We start from the raw sequence: 24,059 nt of genomic DNA, 5'->3' as shown, positions 1-24,059 counted from the left end.
TCGTTCGATAGATTCAAGCCATCGGGCGCCGGCGCGCGAGGGGAGCGAGGCTCTGGTGCGAGACGCTGACACCGTCGCCGTCGTGTTCGGACAGGACATGCCGATCTTCGAGGCGTCGATCCCGACCCGGGTGTTCGGCCCGGTCCACCCCGAGGTGCCGGCCCACACGGTGCTGGCGGTCGCCGCCGAACCGGGCCCGCTCACCACCTCGGCCGGGATCGTCGTCGATCCGCCGCACGGTCTCGACGCGCTCGACGCGGCCGGCACGGTGATCGTGCCGGGCTGGCGTGTGCCGGGCGGCGCGCCTGCGCCGGAGGCGCTGCTCGCGGCCCTCGTGGCGGCGCGCGACGGTGGTGCCGTCGTCGCCGGCCTGTGCCTCGGCGCGTTCGTCCTGGGCGCCGCCGGCCTGCTCGACGGACGGCGGGTCACCACACACTGGCGGTTCGCTGCCCGGCTCGCCGCCGATCATCCGCGGGCGACGGTCGACGCGGACGTGCTCTACGTCGACGAGGGTGACATCGTGACCAGCGCGGGCAGCGCCGCGGGGATCGACGCGTGCCTGCATCTGCTGCGCCGGGCCCGCGGGTCCGCCGCCGCGAACGCGGTCGCGCGTTCCCTCGTCGTCGCGCCGCACCGGACAGGCGGTCAGGCCCAGTACATCGAACGACCGGTGCCGCCCGTCACCCAGGGGAATCCGGTCGCGGCCGCGATCGTCTTCGCGCTGGACCGGCTGGGCGACGCCGACCTGGATGTCGACGCGATGGCCCGTCACGTTCACCTGAGCCGGCGCACCTTCGACCGGCGCTTCCGCGCGCACACCGGCAGCTCGCCGCTGCAGTGGCTGCTCACCCAGCGGGTCCTGTGGGCGCAGCGACTGCTGGAGTCACCCGGCCTGTCCGTGGACGCCCTCGCCCGCCGAGTCGGCTTCGCCGACGCCGTCGCCCTGCGCCCGCACTTCCGTCGCATCCTCGGCGTCGCTCCGGCCGCCTACCGGGCCACGTTCGCCGACACCCGCTCGCCGGACGGCGCAGGCCGGACGCCTGTCGGCTGAGCCGGACGCCTGTCGGCCGAGCCAGACGCCTGTCGGCCGAGCCAGAGGCACAGCCGAAGGCGGGTGAAACCGGCGTGTAGGGGCGGTGATACCGCCGTTGTCTAGCGTCCTGTTCAGCGCGCTCGCCCTGTCGTGCCCTGCCTGCGTCCCGTGGTGGCAGGCCCGCATCCCGTGGAAGGAAGTCGTGTGACACCAACGCCCGCTGTCCAGGCCGGAGGCCTGGTCAAAAAGTTCGGCGATGTCCGCGCCGTCGACGAGATCGATCTCGAGGTGCACCACGGCGAGATCTTCGGGGTCCTCGGGCCCAACGGCGCCGGCAAGACGACGATGCTGAAGATGCTGGCCACGCTGCTGCCGATCGACGGCGGCCGGGCCGAGATCTTCGGTGTCGACGTCGCCGCCGAGCCCCACCGGGTCCGCCAGCTCATCGGCGTGACCGGCCAGTACGCCTCGGTGGACGAGGACCTCACCGCCGCGGAGAACCTGTGGCTGTTCGGCCGGCTGCAGGGCCTGCGCTCGGCGGACGCGCGTGCCACCGCGCGCCGGCTGCTGGAGCAGTTCGGCCTGGGCGAGGCCGCCGAGCGGCGGATCTCGGCGTTCTCCGGCGGGATGCGCCGCCGCCTCGACCTCGCCGCCTCCCTCATCACCCGGCCGCCGCTGATCTTCCTGGACGAACCGACGACCGGCCTCGACCCGCGCACCCGCGGCCAGATGTGGGACACCATCCGGGAGCTCGTCGACGATGGCTGCACCGTCCTGCTCACCACGCAGTACCTGGACGAGGCCGACCAGCTCGCCGACCGGGTCTGCGTGATCGACCACGGCCGCAAGGTCGCCGAGGGCACGCCGGACGAACTGAAGACCCAGGTCGGCGACTCGACCCTGCAACTCCAGCTCGCTCCCGGGGCCGACCAGGCGCTTGCCCGCGCGGTGGTGCACCGCGTGCTCGGCGAGGAGCCGGTCACCACCCCGGAGTCCGGCCGGCTCAACGTTCCGCTCGACGTCGCCGACCGGGCCGCCGACGTGCTGATCGCGCTGCGCGAGGCCGGCGTCGGAATCGCCTCGGTCAGCGTCGCCAAGCCGACCCTCGACGAGGTCTTCTTCGCCCTCACCGGCCACGGCACCGCGCCGGACCCCGGTGCCGGCGGCCCGACCGACGCCGGCGGCCCGGTCGGAACCGTTCCCGGCCAGGACACGCCCAGCCTCGACGACACCCCCACGGAGATGGCCCGATGACCACCGTCCTCGACGATCCGACCGCCGCGCGCCCGCGACCGGCCCCGGCCGCCGACCCGGCCGCCGCCGTCGCCCGCACGCGGGCCCGCGCCGGGGTGGGGGACACCCTCACCCAGACCCTCGCGATGGCGTGGCGGGCGTTGAAGAAGATGCGCCGCAACCCGGAGCAGTTCTTCGACGTCGCGCTGCAACCGCTGCTGTTCACCGCGATGTTCGCCTACGTGTTCGGCGGCGCGATCTCCGGCGACGTCCACAGCTACCTGCCGCTGCTGATTCCCGGCATCGTCGCCCAGACCGTGCTCACCACCTGCATGGCCACCGGGACGCAGCTGCGGGAGGACATGGACAAGGGGGTCTTCGACCGGTTCCGGTCGCTGCCGATGTCCCGGATCGCCCCACTGGCCGGGCCGATGGTCGCCGACCTGGTCCGGTACCTGATCGCGGCGAGCCTGACCTACATCATGGGCCTGATCCTCGGCTACCGACCCGGCGGCGGGGTGCTCGGTGTGCTCGGCGCGATCGTGCTGGCGGTCCTCACCGGCTGGGCGATCGCGTGGGCGTTCACCTGGATCGGCACGGTCGCCCGCAGCGCCCGCGGCGTGCAGGGCATCTCGATGATGATCCTCTTCCCGCTGACCTTCCTGTCCAACGCGTTCGTGCCGTCGAAGACGATGCCGGGCTGGTTGGAGACCTTCACCAAGGTCAACCCGGTGTCACATCTCGTCTCCGCCACCCGGGACCTGGCCAACAACGGCGTGATCACCGGGCAGGTGGGCTGGACGCTGCTCACCGGGTTCGCCGTGGTCGTGATCTTCATGCCGCTGTCGGTCGCCAGCTACAAGCGCCACCTGTGACCCGTGGCCCGGCGACACGTCGTCGAGCCGTCCGGCCAGCCGCTCGACGAGGACACGCGCCTCGTCGAGCAGCTGCGCCGGGCGCCGATCGTCGTCGCCCGCCCGGGCCGCCGGGAGCGCGCCGGGCGCCCGGCGCTCCGCGAGCGCCTCGACCCGTGCCCAGGCCAGCGACGGGATCGTCGCCACGTAGGAGAACCGCTGCGCCAGCGCGAGCAGCTCCACCGCCTCCCGCGCCGTCGTCCCGGTCGGCCGGGCGGCGCGAAGGCCCCAGGCTCCGAGTGCGAACAGCAGCGTCCCGCAGGCCGGATAGTCGATCGCGGTGTGGCCGCGCCGCAGCGCGCCGACGCACCGCAGCAGACCGGAGCGGAACAGCTCGTGGCCGGTGGCGAGGTCGTCGTCGGCGGTCGCGTGCCAGGTGAACGCGGCCAGCGTCACCGCGTCCGCGACGAGCGCCCAGGGCTCGACGCCGGTCGCTTCGATGCCGGGCCAGCGCATCGCCCGCAGCGCCCGCGCCGCGTCCAGGTAGCGGCGCAGACCGCCGGCGGTGTCGCCGCGGGCGAGCGCGACCTCCGCCCGGCCGATCGCCGCCATCATCGGGCCGCTGTGCAGCGTGTCGCTGGGCGAGCCGATCCGGGCGAGATGGCGCTCGGCCGCGTCGAGCCGGCCGTCGTTGACGGCGTCGAGCGCCAGCAGCACCCGCAGCTGCGCGACATCGTCGTGGGCACCGAGACGCTCCAGGACCGGCAGGGCCGCCGAGGCGTGGGCACGCGCGGCCGGCAGATCGCCGAGCTGCATCGTCAGTTCGGTGAGCCGGGTGTGCACCATGGCCGCCAGCCACGGCCCGTCCTGCGGCGCGGCGAGTGCCAGCGCGCGGGTGGCGGTCGCGGCCGAGGCCCGCACGTCGCCGACGTTCTCCCGCAGATGGGTCAGCCACACCAGGGCGTGCAGGCGGGTGTGCCGGTCGGAGGCGTCCGCCAGCCGCGCGAGCCGCGTCTCGGCCGTCTCGGCCGTCTCGACGGACTCGACGGACTCTGCCGGGGCGAGCGCGAGGAGCACTCGGGCCCCGCCGACCAGCGACGGATCGTCTCCCGCGTGGGGGGCCAGCCGTGCCAGCAGGTCACGCAGCTGCGGCGGGAGGGCCCCGTCGCCCATGAAAACCGCGGTTCTCGCCACGGCGGTCCCGGCGGCCAACGCCACCGGCACCAGTCCGGGCGGCGGCGCCCAGCCGGACAGCACCGTGGTGACCGCGTCGATCAACGTCATCATCCGGACGTGTTCGCCGCGGATCGTCCAGAACAGTTCGAGCACGGTCACCAGGCGCGCGACCGTCTCGGCGTCGTCGCCGGCCAGCGCGGTCCGCAGTTCGTCGGCGAGGTTCGTCTCCTCGGCCGCGATCGCGTCGATCGCCGTGAACTGCCGCTCGGTCGACAGCTGCGCGCTGTGTCGGGCCGCGTGGCCGACCGCCCAGTCCCGCCGGGCCCGCCGGGCCGACGCCTGCTCGCCGCACTCGGCCAGCCGCAGCCAGCCGAACTCCCGGACCGTCTCCAACATCCGGTAGCGCACCCCGCCGGCTGACTCGCGCACGCTCAGCAACGACTGGTCGACGAGGTTCTGCACCGTCTCCATGGGATCGGAGCCGTCCACGGGATCGGAGCCGCCTCCGGGGTCGGAGCCGCCTCCGGGGTCGGAGCCGTCAGTGGAGGCGGCGAGGACCTCCTCCGCCGCGGCGAGGGTGAAACCGTCCGGGAAGACCGCCAGCCGGCGCAGCGAGCGCCGCTCCGGCTCCGCCAGCAGGTTCCACGACCAGTCGATCACCGCGAGCAGCGTGCGGTGGCGATCCGGTGCGGCCCGGTCGCCGCCGCGCAACAGGGTGAACCGGTCCGTCAGCCGCCGGTCGACGTCCTCCACCGACATCGCCCGGACCCGCGCCGCCGCCAGCTCGATCGCCAGCGGCAGCCCGTCGAGCCGGTCGACGATCCGGCCGATCACCGCATGGTCGAGCCGGACGGTGGGTCGGGCGGCGGCGGCGCGCTGGCAGAACAGCTCGATCGCGTCGGCGCGGGCCAGTTCCCCGAGCAGGTAGACCCGTTCGGCGCTGATCGCCAGCGGGGCGCGGCTCGTCGTGAGCACCCGCAGGTCGGCGGTGGCCGTGACCAGGAAGGCGACGAGCTCGGCGACCGCGACGACGAGGTGCTCGCAGTTGTCCAGCAGCAGCAGGGTCGGCCCCCGGGCGAGCCGCGCGGCGATGCGGGTGCGCAGGTCGGCGCGTCGCGCCGGGGTCAGCACCCGGCGCTCGCCGATGGAGTCGCGGACCCCGAGCGCGGCGCCGATCTCGCCGAGCAGGTCCTCGGGCGCCGTCACCCCGGCGAGGGGGACGACATGCACCGCCGGCAGCGCGCTGTCCCGGGCGAGCAGGTACGCCAGGCGGGTCTTGCCCAGACCCCCCGGCCCGACGATCGACACCACCCGGGACCGGTCCAGCAGCGCCCGCAGCCGGTCGACGTCGTGCTGGCGGCCCAGCAGGGCGGTGGCGTCGTACTGGATCCCGTCGCGGACGGGCGGCCGGTCGAGGGCGAGCAGTTCGCGTTGCATCCGGATGAGCGCCTCACCGGGGCCGGTGCCCAGCCGCTCCCGCAGGTCCCGGCGGTAGCCCTCGAAGCGGTGCAGGGCCGCCCCGGGCCCGCGCACCGCGGCCTCGCTGCGCAGCAGGTCGGCCAGCAGGCCCTCGTCGTCGGGCCGCCCTGCGTGGGCCGTCTCCAACAGCGGGAGTGCCTCGGCGTGCCGGCCAGTCCGGCTCGCGACCCGGGCCAGCAGCAGCCGGGCCGCCGCCAGGTCGCGCCCGGCCGCCCGGCGGACGTCGGCGAGCGTCCCCCGGTCGTCCGCGGGCACCGTCGGCAGTGACGCGCCGAGTTCGAGCGCCGCGCGGGCCCGCGCGGCGGCGGCCCGCGGATCGGCCGCGACGAGTCCGGCGGCCTCGGCCACCAGCTGGCCGAGCAGGCAGCTGTCGACCTGCGCCGGCGGGAGGCCGAGCCGGTAGCCGTCGCCGTCGCGCACCACCGCGCCGGCACCGCAGGCCGCCCTGGTCCGGGAGACGACCACCTGCAGCCCCTTGGTCGGATTGGCCAACGGCTCCCCGCACCAGATCATCTCGACCAGCCGCTCCGCCCGCACCGGCCGCCCGTACTCGGACGCCAGCGCCGCCAGCAGCGCCTGCGGCCGGTCGCCCGCCACCGGGGCGCCCTCCCAGCGCACCCCGTCCAGGAGGGTGAGACTCACGACCACGCCGATCAGTCTAGGGTCGGCCGACCGCGCTCGACGTGCTCGCCGCCGACGGCTACCTGCTGGGGACGCCCGCCAACATCGGCTACCTGAGCGGTGCGCTCAAGCACTTCTTCGACCAGATCTACTATCCGTGCCTGGAAGCCACCGTCGGCCGGCCGTATGCCCTGTACGTCCATGGCAACAGCGACACCACCGGCGCGGTCCGGGGAGTCGAGACCATCACCACCGGGCTGAAGTGGAAGCGCCTGCGTGAGCCACTGCCACCGCCGAGCCAAAGCCCTACAACTCAGCTGATCGCACAAGGGGGGCCGGGTCGGAGCTATAGGCACGCTGCGAGACGATGGAGACGGTTCTGGCTGACTCATCCGGCTGACTGCCCCGCGCAGGAGCCGGACCTCCACGGTTCAGGGCTCTCGGTTGTCCGCCTACGGGATCAGGTGATCAGCGGATGGGACAAGAAGACCCGCTTCCCCCAGTCGAGGCTGTCCGCCTTGAACTGGAACGGGACTATCGCGCGCTGGTGAACCTCGAGGGAGGAATGAGCAAGCAGGCGAGAGGGGTCGAGTTCAACCGACTTCTTGCCAAGGCGCTTCATGCCGAGGGCCTCGATCCGGTGGTGAGCTCGTGCGGAGAGCTCGGCGAGGTCGATGTTGCTTTCAGGCAGGGCCAGACGCGCTTCATACTGGAAGCAAAATGGCACCGGAGGCCGATTGACTTCGGCCCGTTGGCCCAGCTCGCGGCCCGCGTCCGACAGCGGCAGGAGGGCACGCTGGGAATCTTCGTCTCCATGTCCGGCTACACGGAGCAGGCACTGTCCAGCCTGAAGCGCAGCGGCGACCGCCCGCGCTTGATGTTGCTCGACCGTGAGCATGTCGAAGCCATCGTCCGCGGCCGGTTTCCCGCCCAGGAACTGATCGATGCCGCCCGGGACGAGGCCAGTTTCAAAGGGCGTTTCTACGTCCCGCTGGCTGAGCTGCGGATGCTCAGGCGTGGCTCACTGACGGGTGGGGCGAAGCCAAGGCCGTCCCACGCGCAGTCCGCGCCTGGAAGGCGGAGAGCTGCCGGCATGAGCAGGCCGCGGAGGCGGACGCGGGCAGCTCTCGTCGTGATCGGCGTCTTGTCGGTCGGGCTTCTCGTCGCCTTCTTCCCCGGCATCCGTGACACGGGGGACGCGAGATCCGCTTCGGCCCCAACCTCGGCTCCAACTCCGACCGCCACCCCGACTCTGGTCCTGCCCGTCAATCCTGCTCCCACAGGACTGGGCGCGACCGCGTCGGCCTTTCCCACGGGAGCGCCCCCGACGGCGGCGACGTCGCCCGGCTCCTCCTCGGCAACGGTCGTGCCGGCCGCGTTCGTCGGCGGCTGGGAGGGAGTGGCCATTGTCGGTTCAGCGCGGATGAAAATCGAACTGACGCTTTTTGGGGTCGCAAAGGCCGACAGCGTGATCGGAAGCTCCAGATGGGTAGTAGCCAACTGTGTGGGCGTGGGGGAGGTGCTACTAAATTCTGTGCGTGCGCCGACGGTACTGTCAATCACGTCTCACCCGGTGACACCAAGCACGTCGAGCTGTGCTCCGAGCACCGCCCTGGGGACATTTCGAATCGACGGCGAAAAAATCCGGGCTGAGTTCCCGATGGCTTACCAAGGCCACGACGTCTTGGTCGTTGGCGATCTGCGCCGAGTAAACCTAGGCCGGCTGACGGATGGGATGGGATAAGGGGCTCGTCGCATTTGACCAGAGGATGTGATCAGGCAGTAACGGGATGCGCTTGGTCTGGCGTCACGATGCGTAGCCAGCAGGCCTGCTGGGAGAGCAGCCGTTTCAGGCCGCGCATCGGCCGCAGTCGGGCTTTCAGGCGGCCGTGATCGGCTTCGATCCGGTTGTTCTCCCGCGCGGCGTCGGCGTGGCAGGCCTTGGGGAGCAGCTCGTCGAGGATCCGTGGGTAAACGGCGGCCTTGTCGGTGGTGACCTCGACCGGCCGGCGCCCGTGAGACAGCGCCGCGGTGAAGAACGGGCGTGCCGCAGCCTGATCGCGGCGGGTGCTGGCGAGGACGTCGATGACCTGGCCGTGCAGGTTGACCGCCCTGTACAGGTAGGTCCAGTAGCCGGCGACCTTGATGGCAGGTCTCGTCGACGAACCACCTGTCCCCAGGGCTGTGCCGGCAGGGCCGCGCGCGTCGACGAGCGAGGGCGTGAAGCGTTGGACCCACCGGTAGACGGTGGCGTGGTCAACGTCGATGCCGCGTTCGGCCAGAAGTTCCTCGACGTCCCGGTACGACGTCCGGGGCGACCTTGGAGAGCTGGTTGAGTGCCTCGCCGATGATTTCGAACTCGCGCTCGACGGCGGCGCGGAGCATCGCGTTCGCCTGATAGCCGGTGAAGGTCTGGCCATGGGCGAAACTTCTGGCGAGTCCAGCCGCGTTCGCGGCATCCCAGAGGTACTTCCGCGGGTCAGGCGGCATACAGGGACTGCCTGGTGCGCATGACCTGGTCGTGGAAGTAGGGGTTGCGAATGCTGGTGACGCTGACGACATCAACGGCGCGGCCCAACAGGTGCTCGAGTCCCTCCTTGAGGGCGAAGTAGGTGCTGTAGTAGTCGAATTCGGCACGATCGTCGAACTCGACGAGGACATCGACGTCGCTGCTGTCGAGGTCGAAGGCTTCGCTGGTCGCGGAGCCGAAGAGGTCGAGGCGGCGGATGCCGAGCCGACGGCAGAGTCCTTGGATCTCTGTCCGCCTGGCCTCGATCAACGGACGCATGATCACCTCCTTTCGGTGATTGTGCCCGATGCGGTGGCCTGTGCACCTGAGTGCGATGCCTCGACCTGCTCGCGCAGCGCGACCTCGTCGACAGTGGGCGCCGCCATCACGGAAGCAGCCGCCGACGTGGGCGCAACCGGGCCCAGCCGTGCGTGTCCCCGGGCAAGCATGGGCTCGCGGACCAACGCTACTCACACGGCTGACTGGCTGCGCATCGCGGATCTCGTCAGCCGCCATCAGAACCTCCCGGTCGGCACGGTCGACGCGCCAGTCTCCACGGCACGGGGCAGGAGCTGGGCCCGCTCGGCGCCACGTGGCGGCGAGCCCCGTAGTCGAGCCGGCGTACTCCGGTCACCCGGCCGGATCTCCGCTCGTCACGTCGGCCCCCGACGCGCTGCGCGGCGCGGGGGCGGCGGCGCCGCCGGTGGTCGCGCCGCCGGTGGTCGGGATGCCGGTGGTCGGGGCGCCCGCGTCGCGCACGGCGGCGAACGGGTTCGGGGCTGGCACACCGCCCGTGGGCTCACCGGGCACCCGGACGACGGTGAACCTCACCCGCCGGCGCAGGCGGAAACCGAGCTGTTCGTAGAGCCTGATCGCGCCGGTGTTGTCCGCCGAGGCGTGCAGGAACGGCGTCTCCCCCCGGGCCCGGATGATCGCGGCGACGGCGTGCACGAGCCGGGTGGCCAGTCCCTGCCCGCGGTGGGCCTCGTCGGTGCACACCGCGCTGATCTCCGTCCAGCCCGGCGGGTGCAGCCGCTCCCCGGCCATCGCGACGAGCACGCCGCCGCGCCGGATGCCGAGGTAGGTGCCGAGCTCGATGGTCCGGGACCGGAACGGCCCGGGCCGGGTGCGGTCGATCAGCGCGAGGATGTCCCCGACGTCGTCCGGCCCGAGTCGGACGGCCTCGTCGTCGGGCGCCGCGGCGACACCGTCGTCCACCAGCTGCACACCGGCACCGTGTCCGATGACCTCCCATCCGGTCGGCGGCTCGCCGTCGAAGCCGGCGAGCGGCAGGACCGCCCCGGGTCCGAGCAGCGTCGCGGCGTCGCGCCAGGTGTCGGCGTCGGGATCGTCCGGCAGGGCGATGAACGGTGCGACGTCCTCGGGGTAGCGCAGCACGTCGCCCTGCCGGACGGCGAGGTGCGCGTGCGGCCCCAGCAGGGAGGCGAAGGCCGGGTTGTCCAGCGGATGCCGTGCGGTCACGCCGGCGCGCCCTGCGGCGTCCGGTCCGCAGCGACCGGAACCGGCGGGAGGCCGAGGTTCTCCCGCAGCGTCGTCCCGCTGTACTCGGCGCGCAGCGAGCCGCGTTCCTGCAGCAACGGGACGACCTTGTCGACGAACTCGTCGATGCCCCCGGGGGTCACGTGCGAGCCCAGGATGAAGCCGTCCGAGCCGTCGTTCTGGACGAAGTGGTCGAGCCGGTCGGCGATCTGGGTCGGCGTGCCCACGAACTCGGTGTGGCTGAACACGCGGATCGCGAGGTCCCGCAGCGAATAACGGTTGGCCTCGGCCAGCGCGCGCCACGTCCGCACGGTCTCGAACGGGTCCTCGGCGAGCCGGGCGCGGCCCTGGATCACCGGCGGGCCGGCCGGGTCCGGGTCGACGTCGGGCAGCGGGCCGTCCGGATCGTAGCCGGACAGGTCCCGGTTCCAGACGGTCTCCAGCAGGATCTGCGCGGTCCGCCCGCTGACCTGGGCGCGCGCGACCTCCCGCTGCCGCTCGACGGCGTCGGCCTCGGTGTCGCCGAGGATGAACGCCCCGCCGGGCAGCAGCTTCACCGAGCCCGGCGGCCGGCCCGCCCGCGCGAGGCGGGCCTGGATGTCGCGGTAGTACTCCTGGGCCGGCCCGAGCTCGTGGTACGGCGAGAAGATCGCGTCGGCGGTGGCGGCGGCGAAGTCACGGCCCTGCGGCGAGACCCCGGCCTGCAGGACCACCGGCCGTCCCTGCGGGCTGCGCGGCACGGTGAACCGGCCGGCGACGTCGAACTGGCGACCGGAGTGGCGGAACGTCCCGGCCGCGGCGTCGCGCAGGAACCGGCCGGTCTCGGCGTCGGCGGCGATCGCGTCGGCGGCCCAGGAGTCCCACAGCTGGCGGGCGAGGGCGACGAACTCCTCGGCCCGCACGTACCGGTCGTCGCGGTGCAGGAAACCGCCCCGGCGGAAGTTCTGCCCGGTGAAGGCGTCGAACGAGGTCACCACGTTCCAGCCGGCCCGGCCGCCGGAGAGATGGTCCAGCGAGGCAAGCTGGCGGGCCAGCTCGTACGGCTCGTTGAAGGTGGCGTTCAGGGTGCCGACGAGCCCGAGATGCTCGGTGACGGCGGCCAGCGAGGCGAGCACCGGCAGGGTGTCCGGGCGCCCGACGATGTCCTGGTCGAAGATCTGGCCGAGCCGCTCGCGCAGGATCAGCCCCTCGGCGAGGAAGAAGAAGTCGAACTTCCCGCGCTCCGCCGCCTGGGCCGCGTGCCGGAACGACGAGAACGCGATCTGGCTGCCGGCGGCCGGATCCGACCACACCGTGTGGTGATTGACCCCGCCGATGTAGTGACCGAGGATGATCTGCTTGCGCGGGCTGGTCATGCGGAGGCGACCTCGATTCGCTGCTCGGCGCTGGCGACGGCGTAACGGCTGGCCGGTCGGGGCAGGCCGAGGTGTCCGCGCAGGGTGGTGGTCTGGTATTCGGTGCGGAACCGACCGCGGCGGGCGAGCTCGGGGGCGAGCCGGCGGGTGATGACGGTCAGGTCGTCGGGCAGGACGGCGGGGCGCAGCCGGTAGCCGGTGAGGCCCGCGGCCTGCCAGTCGAGGAGGAGGTCGGCGAGGTCGGCGGGGGTACCGGCGAAGGTCCTCGCGTCGGACCCGGCCGGCGCGTCGAGGCGCCCGTCGAGTCGACCGAGCCGGTCCGCGGCCGCCTCGGCGGTGTCGTCGAGGACGACCACGAGGTCGGCGAAGACGTGCAGGGTCTCGCCGGCGCGCCCCGCGCGGTCCTGCTCGTCGCGGACCTCGGCGACGATGGCGCGCACCTGGTCGGTGTCGTGGGGGGTGACGTAGACGACGTCGGCGGCACGGGCCGCCAGCCGGTACGTGACGGTGGCGTGCGCCAGCGCGGTGACCGGCGGCTGGCCCTGCGGGGGGCGGGGGGTGATGGAGGGTCCGCGGACGCTGAACCAGCGTCCCTCGAAGTCGATGTGGTGCAGCTTGTCGCGGTCGACGAACCGGCCGGTGGCGACGTCGCGGATCTCGGCGTCGTCCTCCCAGCTGTCCCACAGCCGGCGGACGACCTCGACGTAGTCGGCGGCCTCGTCGAACGATGCGGTGACGAAGGCCTGGATCTCGGGTGTGTCGAGGTTGTCGAAGCTGATCTCGGGGGCTTCGCGCCGGCCGAAGTGCGGGCTTTCGGCGGGCCGGCCGGCCTGGACCCGCCAGCCGGCCCGGCCGCCGCTGGTGTAGTCCAGGGTCGCGATGGCCTTCGAGAGGTGGAACGGCTCGGTGTGGAGGACCGAGGTGGCCGGCACCAGGCCGATGTGCGAGGTCAGCGGGGCGACCCGGGCGGCGACCAGCACCGCGTCCAACCGGCCCCGCACCTCGTCGGTGCGGTCGTCCGCGCCGCCCAGCAGCGAGGACTGCAACGCCAGGGAGTCCTCGAAGGTCACGAAGTCGAGCAGTCCGCGTTCGGCCTCGGTGACCAGGTCCACCCAGTAGCCCGGGGAGAACAGCTCGCGCGGGCGAGCGGACGGCTCCCGCCAGGCCGCCGGGTGCCACCCCGCACCGTCCAGGGCGACGGCGAGGTGCAGCGGATCGGGTTCGGGCATGGTGATCCTCGCTTTCTGGCGGGTCAACGGGTGGAGGCGAAACGGGGATCGGGACGGGTGCCGTCGACGGCCAGGTCCGCGAGGATGCGGCCGATGGCGGGCACGAACTTGAAACCGTGGCCGGAGAATCCCGCCGCCACGACCACCGGGCCGTGCCGGTCCAGGACGAAGTGTGAGTCCGGGGTCGTGGTGTAGGTGCAGCTGATCGGGGCGAAACGGTCCGGGTCCACCCCGGGGATCCAGCGCCGCACGTACTCCCGCAGCGCCGCGAGCTGGGCCGGCACCGCCGCGAAGTCCCGCCGGTCCGGGTCGACCACCGGCCCGACCCCGTGAAAGCCGACCTTGACGCCCTCGCCCGGGGTCTCCAGCCCGTAGACACCGCCGTGGAAGGCGATGGCCTCCCGGGTCCCGGCCGTCAGCAGGTGCCCGAAGCTGGGCCAGCGGTCCTGATCGGCCGCCGTGGGCGGGCCGACCGGGGCGAAGTGCGCGGGCTGCTCCTGGGTGACCCGCAGGGCCGGCAGCGGCACGAGGCCGCCGAGCAGCTTCTCCGTCCAGGCCCCGGCGGCGACGACGACGCGGCGGGCGAGGTAACGGTCGTCCTCGGTGTGGATTTCGACGGCGTCGTCCCCCCGCACCGCCAGCGTTCGCACCGGCACCTCGTGGCGGACCACACCGCCGTGCTTGACGGCGCTGTCCTGCAACGCGGTGACGGCGTTGTCGGCGTGCAGCCGCCCGGAGTCCGGGTGGACCAGCACCCGGGTGTCGAAACGCAGGCCGGGCCAGCGCCGCGCGGCCTGGCGCGGCGTCAACCACTGCGACGCCACGCCGGCCGCGGCGGTGGCGTCGGCCACCTGGTCCAACGCGGGGTCGCCGCCGTGCTCCACCCCGCCGGTGACGGTGAGAAGCTCGGTGCCGGTGAGATCCTCCAGCTCCCGCCACAGCACCCGGGCCTGCTGGGCGAGGCGGATGTAGCCGAGGTCCGGGTAGGCGAGCCGGAAGATCCGGGACGCGCCGTGGGAGGCCCCCCGGACGTGTCCGGCCGCGAACCGTTCGAGCAGCACGACGTCGACGCCGCGGCGGGCCAGCTGCCAGGCCGCCGCCGACCCCATCGCCCCGCCGCCGAGCACGACGACGTCGACCTTGTGGACGGTCACGCCACCGCTCCTTCACTGTCCACCACGCTCGTCGCCCGTGGTTCCACCGTCGCCCGTGGTTCCACGGGGGGGCGCAGCGCGGCGCCGTCCAGCGTCGGCACCGCGGCGAGCAGGCCACGGGTGTACTCGTGCCGCGGCTCCCGGAAGACCCGCTCGACATCGCCGGACTCGACGATCCGGCCGTCCTTCATGACCAGCACACGGTCGCTGACGTGGTAGATCACGCCGAGGTGGTGGGAGATGAACACGTAGGCGATGCCGAGCCGGGCCTGCAGATCGGCGAGCAGGTCGAGGATCTGGGCCTGGATGGAGACGTCGAGGGCCGAGACCGGCTCGTCGCAGACGATGACGCGCGGCCGGGGAGCCAGTGCCCGGGCGATCGCCACCCGCTGGCGCTGCCCGCCGGAGAGCTGGCGCGGTCGCCTGTCCAGCACGTCGCGCCCCAGCCCGACCTGGTCGAGCAGCTCCAGCACCCGGCTCCGGCGCTCGGCGCGAGGGACCCGGGCCACGGCCAGCGGCTCGGCGACGATCTTCCGGACCGGGTAGCGCGGATCGAACGAGCTGAGCGGGTCCTGATAGATCACCTGGATGTGCTGGCGCAGCCGCGCACTGGTCCGGACGTCGATCTCGCCCCAGGCCGTGCCGTCGACCTCGACCGTGCCGGAGTTTGCCCGCTCCAGGTCCAGCAGCAGCCGGGCGGTCGTGGTCTTGCCGGATCCGGACTCGCCGACGATGCCGAGCGTCTCCCCGGCCCGCAGTTCCAACGACACGTCGTCCACGGCGGTCAGGGTGCGGCGCCCGTCCAGGGCGAACGTCCTGACCAGGTTCCTGGCCGCCAGCACGACCCCGTCGCCGACGACCGCCCGAGGCTGCGCCACCGGGCCACCGGGCTGCGGTGACAGTCGGGTGCCGCGGGCGTGCGCGACCGGCACGGCGGCGAGGAGCTGGCGGGTGTAGGGGTGCCGCGGGTCGTCGAGCACCTGCCGGGTCGGGCCGTGCTCGACGAAGACTCCGTCCTTCATGACGAAGACGTGGTCGGCGACCTGGGACACGACCGCCAGGTCGTGGCTGATGAGCAGCAGCGCCGTCCCGGCCCGCCGGCGCGCGGCGAGCATCTCGAGGATCTGGGCCTGCACCGTGACGTCCAGCGCGGTGGTCGGCTCGTCGGCGATGAGCAGCGCCGGGTCGGCCGCGATCGCCGAGGCGATCAGGGCCCGCTGCCGCAGCCCGCCGGAGAGCTGATGCGGGTACTGGCCCGCGCGGGCCGCCGGCTCCGGCACGCCGACCTCCCGCAACAGCTCGACCACCCGCGCGTCGACCTCCGCCCGCGGGACCACCCGATGGGCCCGCAGCGTCTCGGCGATCTCGGCGCCGACCCGGCGGGCCGGATCGAGTGAGACGAGCGCGTCCTGCAGGACGAAGCCGATGTGCCGGCCGCGCAGGGTTCGCCACCGGCGTTCGGGCAGCGCCCGGGCGTCCGTGCCGTCGATGACCAGGCGGTCGGCCCGCACCTCGGCCCCGCGTCCCGCCAGGCCGACGAGGCTGCGGGCGGTGACGCTCTTGCCCGAGCCCGACTCCCCGACGACGGCGATGCTCTGACCGGCGTCGATGCGGAACGACACCCCGCGCACGGCGTCGACCGCGCGCCGGCCCAGCCGAAACCGCACGTGCAGGTTCGCCACGTCGACGAGGGTTCGGGGTTCGCCGGGCCGCACCGCCGGCTCCAACACCGTGTCGCTGTCGGTCGTCGTGTCGCTGTCGGTCGTCGTGTCGCCGTCGGTTGTCGTGTCGCTGTCGGTCGTCGTGTCGCCGTCGGTTGTCGTGTCGCTGTCGGTCGTCGTGTCGCTGTCGGACGTCATCGCGCGTTTCGGCCTTCGAGTCGTGCCTGTAGGAACTGTCCGGCGACCGTGATGGCCAGGACGGCCAGCGTGATCGCGATCCCGGGGAAGATCGCGGGCCACCAGGCGACCGAGAAGTAGGTGCGACTGCTGGACAGCATCGCGCCCCACTCGGCGGTGGGCGGCTGCGGGCCGAGTCCGAGGAAGCTCAGGGTGGAGCCGAGGCTGATGGCCCCGCCCACGTTGATCGTGGCCAGGATCAGGACCGGACCCAACGCGTTCGGCACCAGGTGTCTGATGATCACCTGTCGCTTCGGCCAGCCGAGCGCCCGCGCGGCCTCCAGGTACACCGAGGCACGGATGCGCATCACCTCGCCGCGGACCACCCGGGCGAAGCCCGGGATGAAGATGAGGCTCAGACCGAGGATCGAGTTGCGGGTGCCGGGGCCGAGCATGGCGATGACCAGGAGCGCGAGCAGCAACCCCGGTATGCTCAGAAACACGTTCAGCAGCCAGTCCGTCACTGCTGCGAGCACGCGGCCGCCCTGCGCCGCCGCGACGCCGACGGCCGCTCCCACCACGAGCGCGAGCGCCGACGCGCTCAGACCGATCCAGAGGGAGAGCCGGGTGCCGTGGACGATCCGGGCGAAGATGTCCCGGCCGTTCTGATCCGTGCCCAGCAGGTGACCGGAGCCAGGGCCCTGCAACGTCTGCGAGATGTCGGCGGCGTTCGGATCGGTGCCGGTGAACAGCTGCGGCCAGAACGAGGCCAGGAGCAACACCAGGAGGAAGGCGAAGCTCAGGACCACCCCTGGCCGCGACACGCGCGGCCCGGACCAGCGTCCGCGGGTCGAGGTCGCGGTCGAGGTCGCGGTCCCGCCCGGCGGGCCCGGTGAAGCGCCGCCGGGCGGGAGCCCGGTCGGATCGACCGGCGTGAGGGTCATCGGTCGCCCTTCTGGTCAGCCCCGGTCGCCGAGACGGACGGGTTCGTTGTCGAGGTGATGTCGGCGGCGGCCGCGTTCGCGGGCCCGGAGGCGGTCGGGGCGACGGGACGCAGCCGGGGGTCCAGCAGTGGGTAGACGGCGTCGATGATCAGGTTGATGACGACGTAGAACGCCGCCGCGATGAGCACGACCCCGGAGACCAGCGGGAAGTCCCGGCGGCCGAGTCCGCCGACCGTCAGCGTCCCGAGGCCCTGCCGGGAGAACACGTTCTCGATCACGATCGCGCCGCCCAGGAACGCGCCCGCGAGCCACCCGGCGATGGTGATGGCCGGCATCAGGGCGTGTCGCAGGGCGTGGCGGACCAGCACGGCCGTCTCCCGGATGCCGCGGCTGCGGGCGGTCGTCACGAACGGCTCGTCGAGCGCGCGCTCCAGCCCGTCTCGCAGCACCTGAGCGAGGGTTCCGCCCGGGGCCACGGCCAGGGCGATCGCCGGCAGCACCAGTCCCCGGACGCTGTTCGCTCCGATGGCCGGGAACCAGTGGAGCTGGAAGGAGAAGACGGTGAGCAGCAGGATCGCGAACCAGAACGCCGGCACGGAGACACCGACGATCTCCAGGAAGGCGAACGGGCCGCGGATCCAGCGGGGCCGGTTGGCGGTCAGCAACGCCACCACGATCGCCCCGACCAGCGCGAGCACGACGCCGGCGGCCATCAGCTCGAACGAGGGCGCAAGCTGGTCGCCGATGGCGGTCGTGACGTCCATCCCCTGGTTGTAGGAATGGCCGAGATCACCGCGCAGCAGGTGCCCGAGGTAGTCGAAGTACTGGACCAGCCAGGGCCTGTCCAGGGCGTAGTCGGAGATGATCTGCGCCCTGACCTCGGGGGAGACGGTTGCCTGCCCGATGATCGCGTCGATGATGCCGCCGGACTTCAGGTGCAGCGCCGCGAAGGTGACGGTGACCGCACCCCAGAGCACACCCACCGCGTACCCGACCCGCCGCAGGACGGCGAGCCCGATCGAGCGGGCGGAGGAGGCCGCACGGCCCCCTCCGCGCCGCTCGTCCGCCGCGAGGGCGATGGTCACTTGCCGGTCCAGGCGTCGTAGAAGAGCGGGAACGCCTGGGGCTCGAACCGCAGCCCCTGCACCTTCGTGCTCGATCCGAGGACGTAGTTGAACACGTAGATCGGGAACACCGCGGCGGCCGAGGTGATCCGCTGCTGCGCGTCGCCGTAGAGCGCGCCCTGCTTCGTCAGGTCGGTGGTGCCCAGGGCGTCGGTGAAGTCCTTGTCGAGGGCCGGGTCGGACAGCCGCGAGCCGTTGGTGCCGAAGCCGTCCTTCGGGATGGCCGCGCTGCCGAACAGGGTGCGCAGCGCGTCGGGCGAGGCCCGCTGCCAGCTGAAGTCGATGAGGTCGTAGTTGCCGGCCGCGACGTCCTTGATGTACGAGGTGTACTCGGGGTTCGTGGTCTTGACCTCGATGCCGATCTGCTTCGCCGCGGCCTGGACCTGGTCGGCGACGACGTCGCGCTGTTCCCGGGCGAACTGCTTGAGGAAGGGATGGACGACGGTGAGCCGCTTGCCGTCCTTGGTGCGGTAGCCCTGCGCGTCCCGACCCGTCCAGCCGGCCTGGTCGAGCAGCTGGTTGGCCTTGGCGGCGTCGTAGCGGTAGGCGGATTCGATCGACGTGTCGTAGCCGACGGTCGCCGGGGACAGCGGGCCCTTGCCGGGCGGGAAGACGCCGAAGTACAGCTTGTCGACGATCGTCGCCCAGTCGATGCCCGCCCGGAACGCCTCCCGGACCTTGACGTCCGCGAAGGGCCCCTTGACGGTGTTCGGGTAGTAGTTGTAGTTGCCGCCCGGCGCGGCCGCGGTCTGGATCCGGAATCCCGGCGTCGACTTGAGCTGCGCCACGTTCACCGGCGGGACGCTCGCGATCGCGTCGATCTGCCCGCTGGTCAGCGCCCCGTAGCGGGAGGAGTCCTCGGGGATGCTGCGGATCGACAACGCGTCGAGGTAGGCCGGGCCGGTGTGCTTGGCGTTCTTCGCCGCCCAGTTGTACTTCGCGTTCCGGACGTAGTCGATGCCCTTGCCCTTGACGTAGCCGCCCGCGCTGATGAACGGACCGCTCCCGACGATCTTCGTGCAGAGCTCGGACGGCGGCTTCGTCAACGTGCTCGGCGCCTCGATGCCCAGGTACGCCGTGGCCAGCGAAGGCAGGAACGCCGAGTTCGGCGTGCTGAAGTGGACCTCGACGTGGGTCGGGTCCTGCACGGTGGTGCCGGTGTAGGTCGCGATGGTGCCGGCCGCCAGCTGCGACTTGGTCGCCGGGGCGACGATGTGGTCGAGGTTGGCCTTGACGGCCGCGCCGTCGAACTTCTCGCCGTTGCTGAAGGTGACGTCGTCGCGCAGAACGAACGAGTACGTCTTCTGGTCCGGCGAGACGGTCCAGCTCGTGGCGAGCCAGGGGGAGATCGTGCCGTCGTCGCTCAGGGCCACGAGCGAGTCGACGATCGACCGGGCGAAGAACCCGTCGACGTCGGCCGGGCTCTGGTGCGGGTCGAGGCAGGTGCCGTCGGAGTTGATCGCGAACGTCAACGTACCGCCACGAACCGGGGCGCCGGCCGCGCCGGCAGAGCCGCCCGTGGAGCCGCCACTGGAGCCGCAGGCCGCGAGCGCGAGCGCTGCGGACCCGGCGGCGAGCGTCAGCGAGACTCGCTTGCTGACGCCGAAGACGTTGCTGGACATCGGGTTTCCGTTCTCCTGATCGAGTGGTCGACGGGGTTGGGGTTGGTCTTGGCGGCGCGCCAGAGGACGGGGCCGCGTCGGGTGGACGGGGCCGCGTCGGTGGACGTAGCCGCTTGGTCATCGCGATCGGAACCGGCCCGACGGCCCGGCGGCGCCTGCTGCCGCGATCGGTGTCGGGATTCCGGCCGGCCCGCCGGATGAGCCGACCGGCCGCGTGCGGTGGGCCCGCCGCACGCGGCCGGAGCGGCCGGTCCGGGCACGACCTGAGCGAGGCCGCCGCACGCCCGAACCCGGGCGGCCAGGTCCGGATACTCAGCCGACGGACGGCGACGGTCGGCTCAACTCGGGTGGGTGGGGCGCGGCGGGACCGCCGGAGGCCGGCCGGCAGCGGGTGTCAGGCCGGCGAACAGAGACAGCTGGATGAACGACGCAGGTCGATCGGTAGGCGGCGGGTGAGCCGCACCTGCGGTGACCGGTGAGCCCGCGGGCCGGGCACGGTGATCGTGCCCGGCCCGCGACCGGCGGTCGTGGAGCGGCCACCCGCGTGGCGAGTCGCTCCCAGCATGTCTTTGCTCCCTCGGCCGAGGCCCAGGAGACCGGGCCCGCGCTTTGCCGCCTCCACTGGATGCGGCCGTGTCCTCACCCGGGGCACCCCTTCGCGGTGGAGGGTTGCCGGCCAACAAGCCGGGGCTGGACGTTGGCACTCGTGACAGTTGTGATCTTCAGTCAGCCAGCTGACCTGGACGAACGTAGCCCCTCATGTCGACTTTGTCCAGGCAAAAGGTTGAGTATTCGCTGGCGCCGACGGTCCGTCAGGATCTGGTGGCCGCCGCGGGTCGTAGCATGGCCGCGATGCCGACCCTCTTGATCGTCCACCACACGCCGTCGCCGTCTATGCAAGCGATGTTGGAGGCGGTGCTCGCCGGCGCGAGGGATGAGGCGATAGAGGGCGTGGAAGTCGTCGTCCGGCCGGCCTTGGCCGCCTCCGCGGTGGACGTGCTGGCCGCGGACGGTTACCTGCTCGGGACGCCGGTCAACATCGGCTACATGTCAGGGGCGTTGAAACATTTTTTTGACCAAATTTACTACCCAGTCCTCGAGTTCACCGTCGGCCGGCCATACACCCTCTATGTCCACGGCAACAGTGACACGACCGGCGCGGTCCGCGGCGTTGAGACGATCACCACTGGCCTGAGGTGGAGGCGCCTGCGCGACCCGCTCACCGTCCTCGGCGAAATATCCGCCGCCGACCGCGAAGCCTGCTGGGAGCTCGGCGCCACTACCGCCGCAAGCCTGATGCCGGTCTGATCGACCGGGCGCTGGGCGCCGCCGCTGTGCGTACCGTCGCCGGAGAAACCTGTGAAGCCGTTGACGCTGCCTACGCTGGATTACCGAGGCGGACCAGGTTCTCGATTTCGGCGAGCTTCGCTGGCGGCAGGGTGCTGACCCGTTCGACCAGGTCCTCTCTGGTCACCGGAAGGAGCCAGGTGCAGGGGACTACGCCTGGACGCGGAAACGCGACGCGCAGGACGCCCTCGAAGGGAAGTCCTTCGGGAGTTCCAATCGCAATCTCCGCGGCCACGCCATCGAGGTCGGTGCCGGCTGGGAGGACCACTTGCATAGCCAAGAATCCGCACTCGCCCTCAGCTGAGAGGAGAACCACCGGCCGTCGTTCGCCGAAATCCACCCACCAGACTTCGCCAGCCCGCATCCGCTCTCCTGCCGCCGCCCGGTTAGCGTCCCGACAGGGCGCTGTTCGCTTGTTTTTCCTACCCATACGTTAGCAAGGGCGCCGCGACCAGATCTACTATCCCGTGCTCGAAGCGAGCGCACCGCAACGGCTCGGGTGGGAGCAGGTCCCGCTGGACTCCCAACGGCTTGCGCCAGACGACGACCGGACCGCCTACTGGGATGACCGGCCACCACTGGGATGGCCGCCCACTCGACCTGCGGAGCCTCCTCGACGCCGTACCGGTCTCAGAGGAAGGCGCCGGTCGGGTTGATGTGGGCCCGCCTGTTGCGGGGAACCGGGGAGGAGCCGCATGACGGGGAGAGCGCCCGAATACGGGCGGTTGTCGTCGCTGGTCTACCAGGTGGACAAGCCGATCGGCACGTCGTTCGGCGACGTCGAGCTCTATCGTGATCTCCTGGCGGGCGTCACCGGGGAGATTCTGGAACCGGCGGTGGGGACGGGGCGGGTGCTCATCCCGCTGTGCGAGGCGGGTCTGCGGGTACGGGGATTCGACACCTCGGCACCGATGCTGGCGGTGTGCCGGGAGAACTGCGCCGTCCGCGGGCTTGCCCCCGAGCTGTTCGAGGCGGACATGACGACCTTCAACGATCCGAGCGCGTTCGACGCTGTGATCATTCCGGCCGGGTCGTTCGCTCTGGTAACCGGGCGCGACCGTGCCCTGCGCACGCTCCGCAACTTCCACACGTGCCTGCGGCCGGGCGGGCGCCTCATCCTGGATGCCGAGCCGCTTGAACCGCTCGGACCCGCCATCACCGTAGATCCACTCCGGCACTGGTGGCACGGCGACGACCTGCTGACGCTCACGTCCCTCCCGGCGGCGCTCGCCGAGAAGGACGTCCGTTCCACGTGGCTGCGTTACGAGCTGTGGCGCGACGGCCGCCTGGTCGACGCCGAGCTGCAGAAGTTCGACCTTCAGATCTACCAGCTCGACGAGCTGGCCGGCCTGCTGCGCGAAGCCGGGTTCACCGTGACCGCCGTGCATGCCGACTACGAGGCTGGACGCCCGGCGAGCGCCGACGCCCGGCAGTGGACCATCGAGGCCACTGCCCGCTGACGCCGGTCAGCCTCGCGTCCTATCCGCCCAACGCGGCCAGCGCCCGGTCGGCGTGGGTGTTCATGTTCAGCTCACTGCTGATGGCCTCGATGATGACCTGGTCCGTACCGATCACGAACGTGGCCCGCCTGACCCGCAGCAGGTCGATCGGCCGCTTCACGCCGAAGGCGCGCGACACGCTGCCGTCGGCGTCCGAGAGCAGCGGATAGTCGAAGGAGTGCTTGTCGGAGAACTTCTTCTGCTTGGCCACGGTGTCGGTGCTGATGCCGACCCGTTGGGCGCCGACCGCGGCGAACTCGGCCGCGAGGTCCCGGAAATGACAGCTCTCCGCTGTGCAGCCCCTGGTCAACGCCGCCGGGTAGAAGAACAGGACGACCGGACCGTCCGTCAGGAGAGTGGAAAGCCTGCGAGGGGTGTTGTCCTCGTCCGGCAGCTCGAAGTCCGGCGCGGTGTCGCCGACACGCAGCATCTGTGCGCTCCTCACCTCGGGCTGGGCGACGGGCATCGGCCCGGCGTCCAGGGCCGTCGCAGCGACGGCCGATTTCGTACGCTATCCCGACCCGGTGACGCTCTGCCCAGGAGCGATGCTTGGGAAAGGGCGGCGGGTGCTGGGGCGTGTCCGACGAGGTGGTGGTCGGGCGGTGGTGCTAGAGACGGGTCGCAGTCCGGATGAGGTCGGCGACGGCTCTGGACCGGCTGTGCGGTGGCCAGGCGATCACGGTGGTGACTGGCGGCGCGTCCAGCACGGGCACGGCGGCGAGGTCCCCGTGCAGTTGGGCTCGGCACGACTCCGGTGAGATCGTGCAGGCGCGGCCGAGCGCGATCAGCTGCAGCAACTGCGCGTGGTCGCGGACCTGCGGGCCGGGGCCGGGCGGGTAGGCGCCGTCGGGGTCGGGCCAGCGTGGCAGGGGCAGGCCTGGCAGTGCGGTGATGTCGGCCATGTGCACGTGGGCCCGGACGGTGAGCGGATGCCCGGCCGGCAGGATCACGACCTGGCTCTCCGTGCTGAGCTCCGCGGTGTGGAACCCGGCCGTCGAGTCGAACGGCCGGTGCAGGAGCGCCACGTCGGCCCGGCCCTCGCGCAGGAGTCGTTCCTGCTCGGCCGGGCCGCACAGGGTGACGTCGACGGGGACCGCGCCGGGTTCGGCGGCGTAGGTGTCGAGCAGTTTCGCCAGCAGTTCGCTGGACGCGCCGGCTTTCGCGGCCAGGACCAGGCCGGGACGACCGGTCGCGGCGAGGGCGGCGCGGCGGGTCCGGCGGTCGGCGGCGTCGACCGCGTCGAGGGCCGCCCGGCCTTCGGCCAACAGCACCGAGCCGGCCTCGGTCAGCGTGACGGTGCGGCTGGTCCGGTCCAGAAGTGCGGCCCCGAGCCGGCGTTCGAGCTGCTGGATCGCCCGTGACAAGGGCGGCTGTGCGATCCCGAGCCGCTGCGCGGCGCGCCCGAAATGCAGCTCTTCAGCGACAGCGACGAAGTATCGCAGTTCCCGGGTCTCCACGCCGCCACGCTATCCCGGATCGATACCTGGGCGGTATCGTTGGTCACCTGATCGGTGTTGGACCCCTCGCCAGGGTCCGGGTCAG

19 protein-coding genes, 2 pseudogenes and 1 riboswitch are annotated in these 24,059 nt (G+C 72.1%); of the genes and pseudogenes, 7 read left to right on the top strand and 14 right to left on the bottom strand.

The window, feature by feature from the left end:
• Positions 1-55: 55 nt before the first annotated feature.
• From FRAAL_RS19520 to FRAAL_RS31920, 3 genes are all read left to right on the top strand, one after another.
• A complete protein-coding gene (locus tag FRAAL_RS19520; protein WP_011605585.1) occupies positions 56-1,051 on the top strand; it encodes a GlxA family transcriptional regulator in 996 nt (331 codons plus the stop codon).
• Between the two features lie 186 nt (positions 1,052-1,237).
• Positions 1,238-2,287, top strand: coding sequence for a daunorubicin resistance protein DrrA family ABC transporter ATP-binding protein (locus FRAAL_RS19515; RefSeq protein WP_041939511.1), 1,050 nt, complete (start codon positions 1,238-1,240; stop codon positions 2,285-2,287).
• Positions 2,284-3,141: an ABC transporter permease gene (locus FRAAL_RS31920; RefSeq protein WP_011605583.1), complete on the top strand. Its 858-nt coding sequence runs from the start codon at positions 2,284-2,286 to the stop codon at positions 3,139-3,141. The genes FRAAL_RS19515 and FRAAL_RS31920 overlap by 4 nt, the downstream gene beginning before the upstream one ends.
• Positions 3,142-5,304: 2,163 nt before the next feature.
• On the opposite strand, the pseudogene FRAAL_RS35100 reads toward FRAAL_RS31920, so the two are convergent.
• Positions 5,305-6,288, bottom strand: a pseudogene (locus tag FRAAL_RS35100) (BTAD domain-containing putative transcriptional regulator); the annotation flags it as partial.
• 158 nt (positions 6,289-6,446) lie between these two features.
• On the opposite strand from FRAAL_RS35100, the pseudogene FRAAL_RS19500 reads away from it, so the two are divergent.
• A pseudogene (locus FRAAL_RS19500) lies at positions 6,447-6,683 on the top strand (flavodoxin family protein); the annotation flags it as partial.
• Positions 6,684-6,871: 188 nt separating this feature from the next.
• Positions 6,872-8,140 carry a restriction endonuclease gene (locus FRAAL_RS30610; RefSeq protein WP_083866852.1) on the top strand — a complete coding sequence of 423 codons (1,269 nt, stop codon included), beginning with the start codon at positions 6,872-6,874 and terminating at the stop codon, positions 8,138-8,140.
• Between the two features lie 31 nt (positions 8,141-8,171).
• Here FRAAL_RS30610 and FRAAL_RS19490 read toward each other — a convergent pair whose 3' ends face one another.
• The 11 genes from FRAAL_RS19490 to FRAAL_RS19445 form a co-directional block, all read right to left on the bottom strand.
• Positions 8,172-8,663, bottom strand: a complete 492-nt coding sequence (locus FRAAL_RS19490; protein ID WP_372667067.1) for a DDE-type integrase/transposase/recombinase — start codon at positions 8,661-8,663, stop codon at positions 8,172-8,174.
• Entirely contained in the window at positions 8,653-8,886 is a 234-nt protein-coding gene (locus tag FRAAL_RS36170; RefSeq protein ID WP_011605577.1) for a HepT-like ribonuclease domain-containing protein, read from the bottom strand. The genes FRAAL_RS19490 and FRAAL_RS36170 overlap by 11 nt, the downstream gene beginning before the upstream one ends.
• Positions 8,876-9,184, bottom strand: coding sequence for a nucleotidyltransferase family protein (locus tag FRAAL_RS19485; protein WP_041940763.1), 309 nt, complete (start codon positions 9,182-9,184; stop codon positions 8,876-8,878). The genes FRAAL_RS36170 and FRAAL_RS19485 overlap by 11 nt, the downstream gene beginning before the upstream one ends.
• A gap of 351 nt (positions 9,185-9,535) precedes the next feature.
• Complete coding sequence (locus FRAAL_RS19480; protein ID WP_011605574.1) at positions 9,536-10,387, bottom strand: GNAT family N-acetyltransferase; 852 nt, start codon at positions 10,385-10,387, stop codon at positions 9,536-9,538.
• On the bottom strand, positions 10,384-11,760 hold the full coding sequence (locus FRAAL_RS19475) for an NtaA/DmoA family FMN-dependent monooxygenase (RefSeq protein WP_011605573.1): 1,377 nt from the start codon (positions 11,758-11,760) through the stop codon (positions 10,384-10,386). Before FRAAL_RS19475 ends, FRAAL_RS19480 begins: the two co-directional genes overlap by 4 nt.
• Positions 11,757-12,989: an LLM class flavin-dependent oxidoreductase gene (locus tag FRAAL_RS19470; protein ID WP_011605572.1), complete on the bottom strand. Its 1,233-nt coding sequence runs from the start codon at positions 12,987-12,989 to the stop codon at positions 11,757-11,759. Before FRAAL_RS19470 ends, FRAAL_RS19475 begins: the two co-directional genes overlap by 4 nt.
• A gap of 23 nt (positions 12,990-13,012) precedes the next feature.
• The gene (gene solA, locus FRAAL_RS19465) at positions 13,013-14,143 is read right to left on the bottom strand and encodes an N-methyl-L-tryptophan oxidase (RefSeq protein ID WP_011605571.1); all 1,131 of its coding nucleotides are present in this window, start codon (positions 14,141-14,143) and stop codon (positions 13,013-13,015) included.
• Entirely contained in the window at positions 14,140-16,002 is a 1,863-nt protein-coding gene (locus FRAAL_RS19460) for a dipeptide ABC transporter ATP-binding protein (protein WP_157892152.1), read from the bottom strand. Before FRAAL_RS19460 ends, solA begins: the two co-directional genes overlap by 4 nt.
• Entirely contained in the window at positions 15,999-16,925 is a 927-nt protein-coding gene (locus tag FRAAL_RS19455; RefSeq protein ID WP_157892151.1) for an ABC transporter permease, read from the bottom strand. The genes FRAAL_RS19460 and FRAAL_RS19455 overlap by 4 nt, the downstream gene beginning before the upstream one ends.
• Positions 16,922-18,010: an ABC transporter permease gene (locus FRAAL_RS19450; protein ID WP_011605568.1), complete on the bottom strand. Its 1,089-nt coding sequence runs from the start codon at positions 18,008-18,010 to the stop codon at positions 16,922-16,924. Before FRAAL_RS19450 ends, FRAAL_RS19455 begins: the two co-directional genes overlap by 4 nt.
• Positions 18,007-19,671 carry an ABC transporter substrate-binding protein gene (locus FRAAL_RS19445; protein WP_011605567.1) on the bottom strand — a complete coding sequence of 555 codons (1,665 nt, stop codon included), beginning with the start codon at positions 19,669-19,671 and terminating at the stop codon, positions 18,007-18,009. Before FRAAL_RS19445 ends, FRAAL_RS19450 begins: the two co-directional genes overlap by 4 nt.
• A gap of 599 nt (positions 19,672-20,270) precedes the next feature.
• Positions 20,271-20,383: riboswitch (SAM riboswitch) on the bottom strand.
• A gap of 131 nt (positions 20,384-20,514) precedes the next feature.
• Here FRAAL_RS19445 and FRAAL_RS19440 point away from each other — a divergent pair.
• Complete coding sequence (locus FRAAL_RS19440) at positions 20,515-20,979, top strand: flavodoxin family protein (protein ID WP_041940762.1); 465 nt, start codon at positions 20,515-20,517, stop codon at positions 20,977-20,979.
• A gap of 734 nt (positions 20,980-21,713) precedes the next feature.
• A complete protein-coding gene (locus FRAAL_RS19430; protein WP_011605564.1) occupies positions 21,714-22,478 on the top strand; it encodes a class I SAM-dependent methyltransferase in 765 nt (254 codons plus the stop codon).
• Between the two features lie 19 nt (positions 22,479-22,497).
• Here FRAAL_RS19430 and FRAAL_RS19425 read toward each other — a convergent pair whose 3' ends face one another.
• Both FRAAL_RS19425 and FRAAL_RS19420 read right to left on the bottom strand, forming a co-directional pair.
• The gene (locus FRAAL_RS19425; protein WP_041939508.1) at positions 22,498-22,947 is read right to left on the bottom strand and encodes a peroxiredoxin; all 450 of its coding nucleotides are present in this window, start codon (positions 22,945-22,947) and stop codon (positions 22,498-22,500) included.
• Positions 22,948-23,125: 178 nt separating this feature from the next.
• Positions 23,126-23,974, bottom strand: coding sequence for a LysR family transcriptional regulator (locus FRAAL_RS19420; protein WP_011605562.1), 849 nt, complete (start codon positions 23,972-23,974; stop codon positions 23,126-23,128).
• Positions 23,975-24,059 lie beyond the last annotated feature (85 nt).

The organism is Frankia alni ACN14a (genome assembly GCF_000058485.1).
Lineage (GTDB): Bacteria > Actinomycetota > Actinomycetes > Frankiales > Frankiaceae > Frankia > Frankia alni.
Note: the sequence above shows the minus strand (reverse complement) of the source record. Positions and strands in the feature narration are given on the sequence as shown.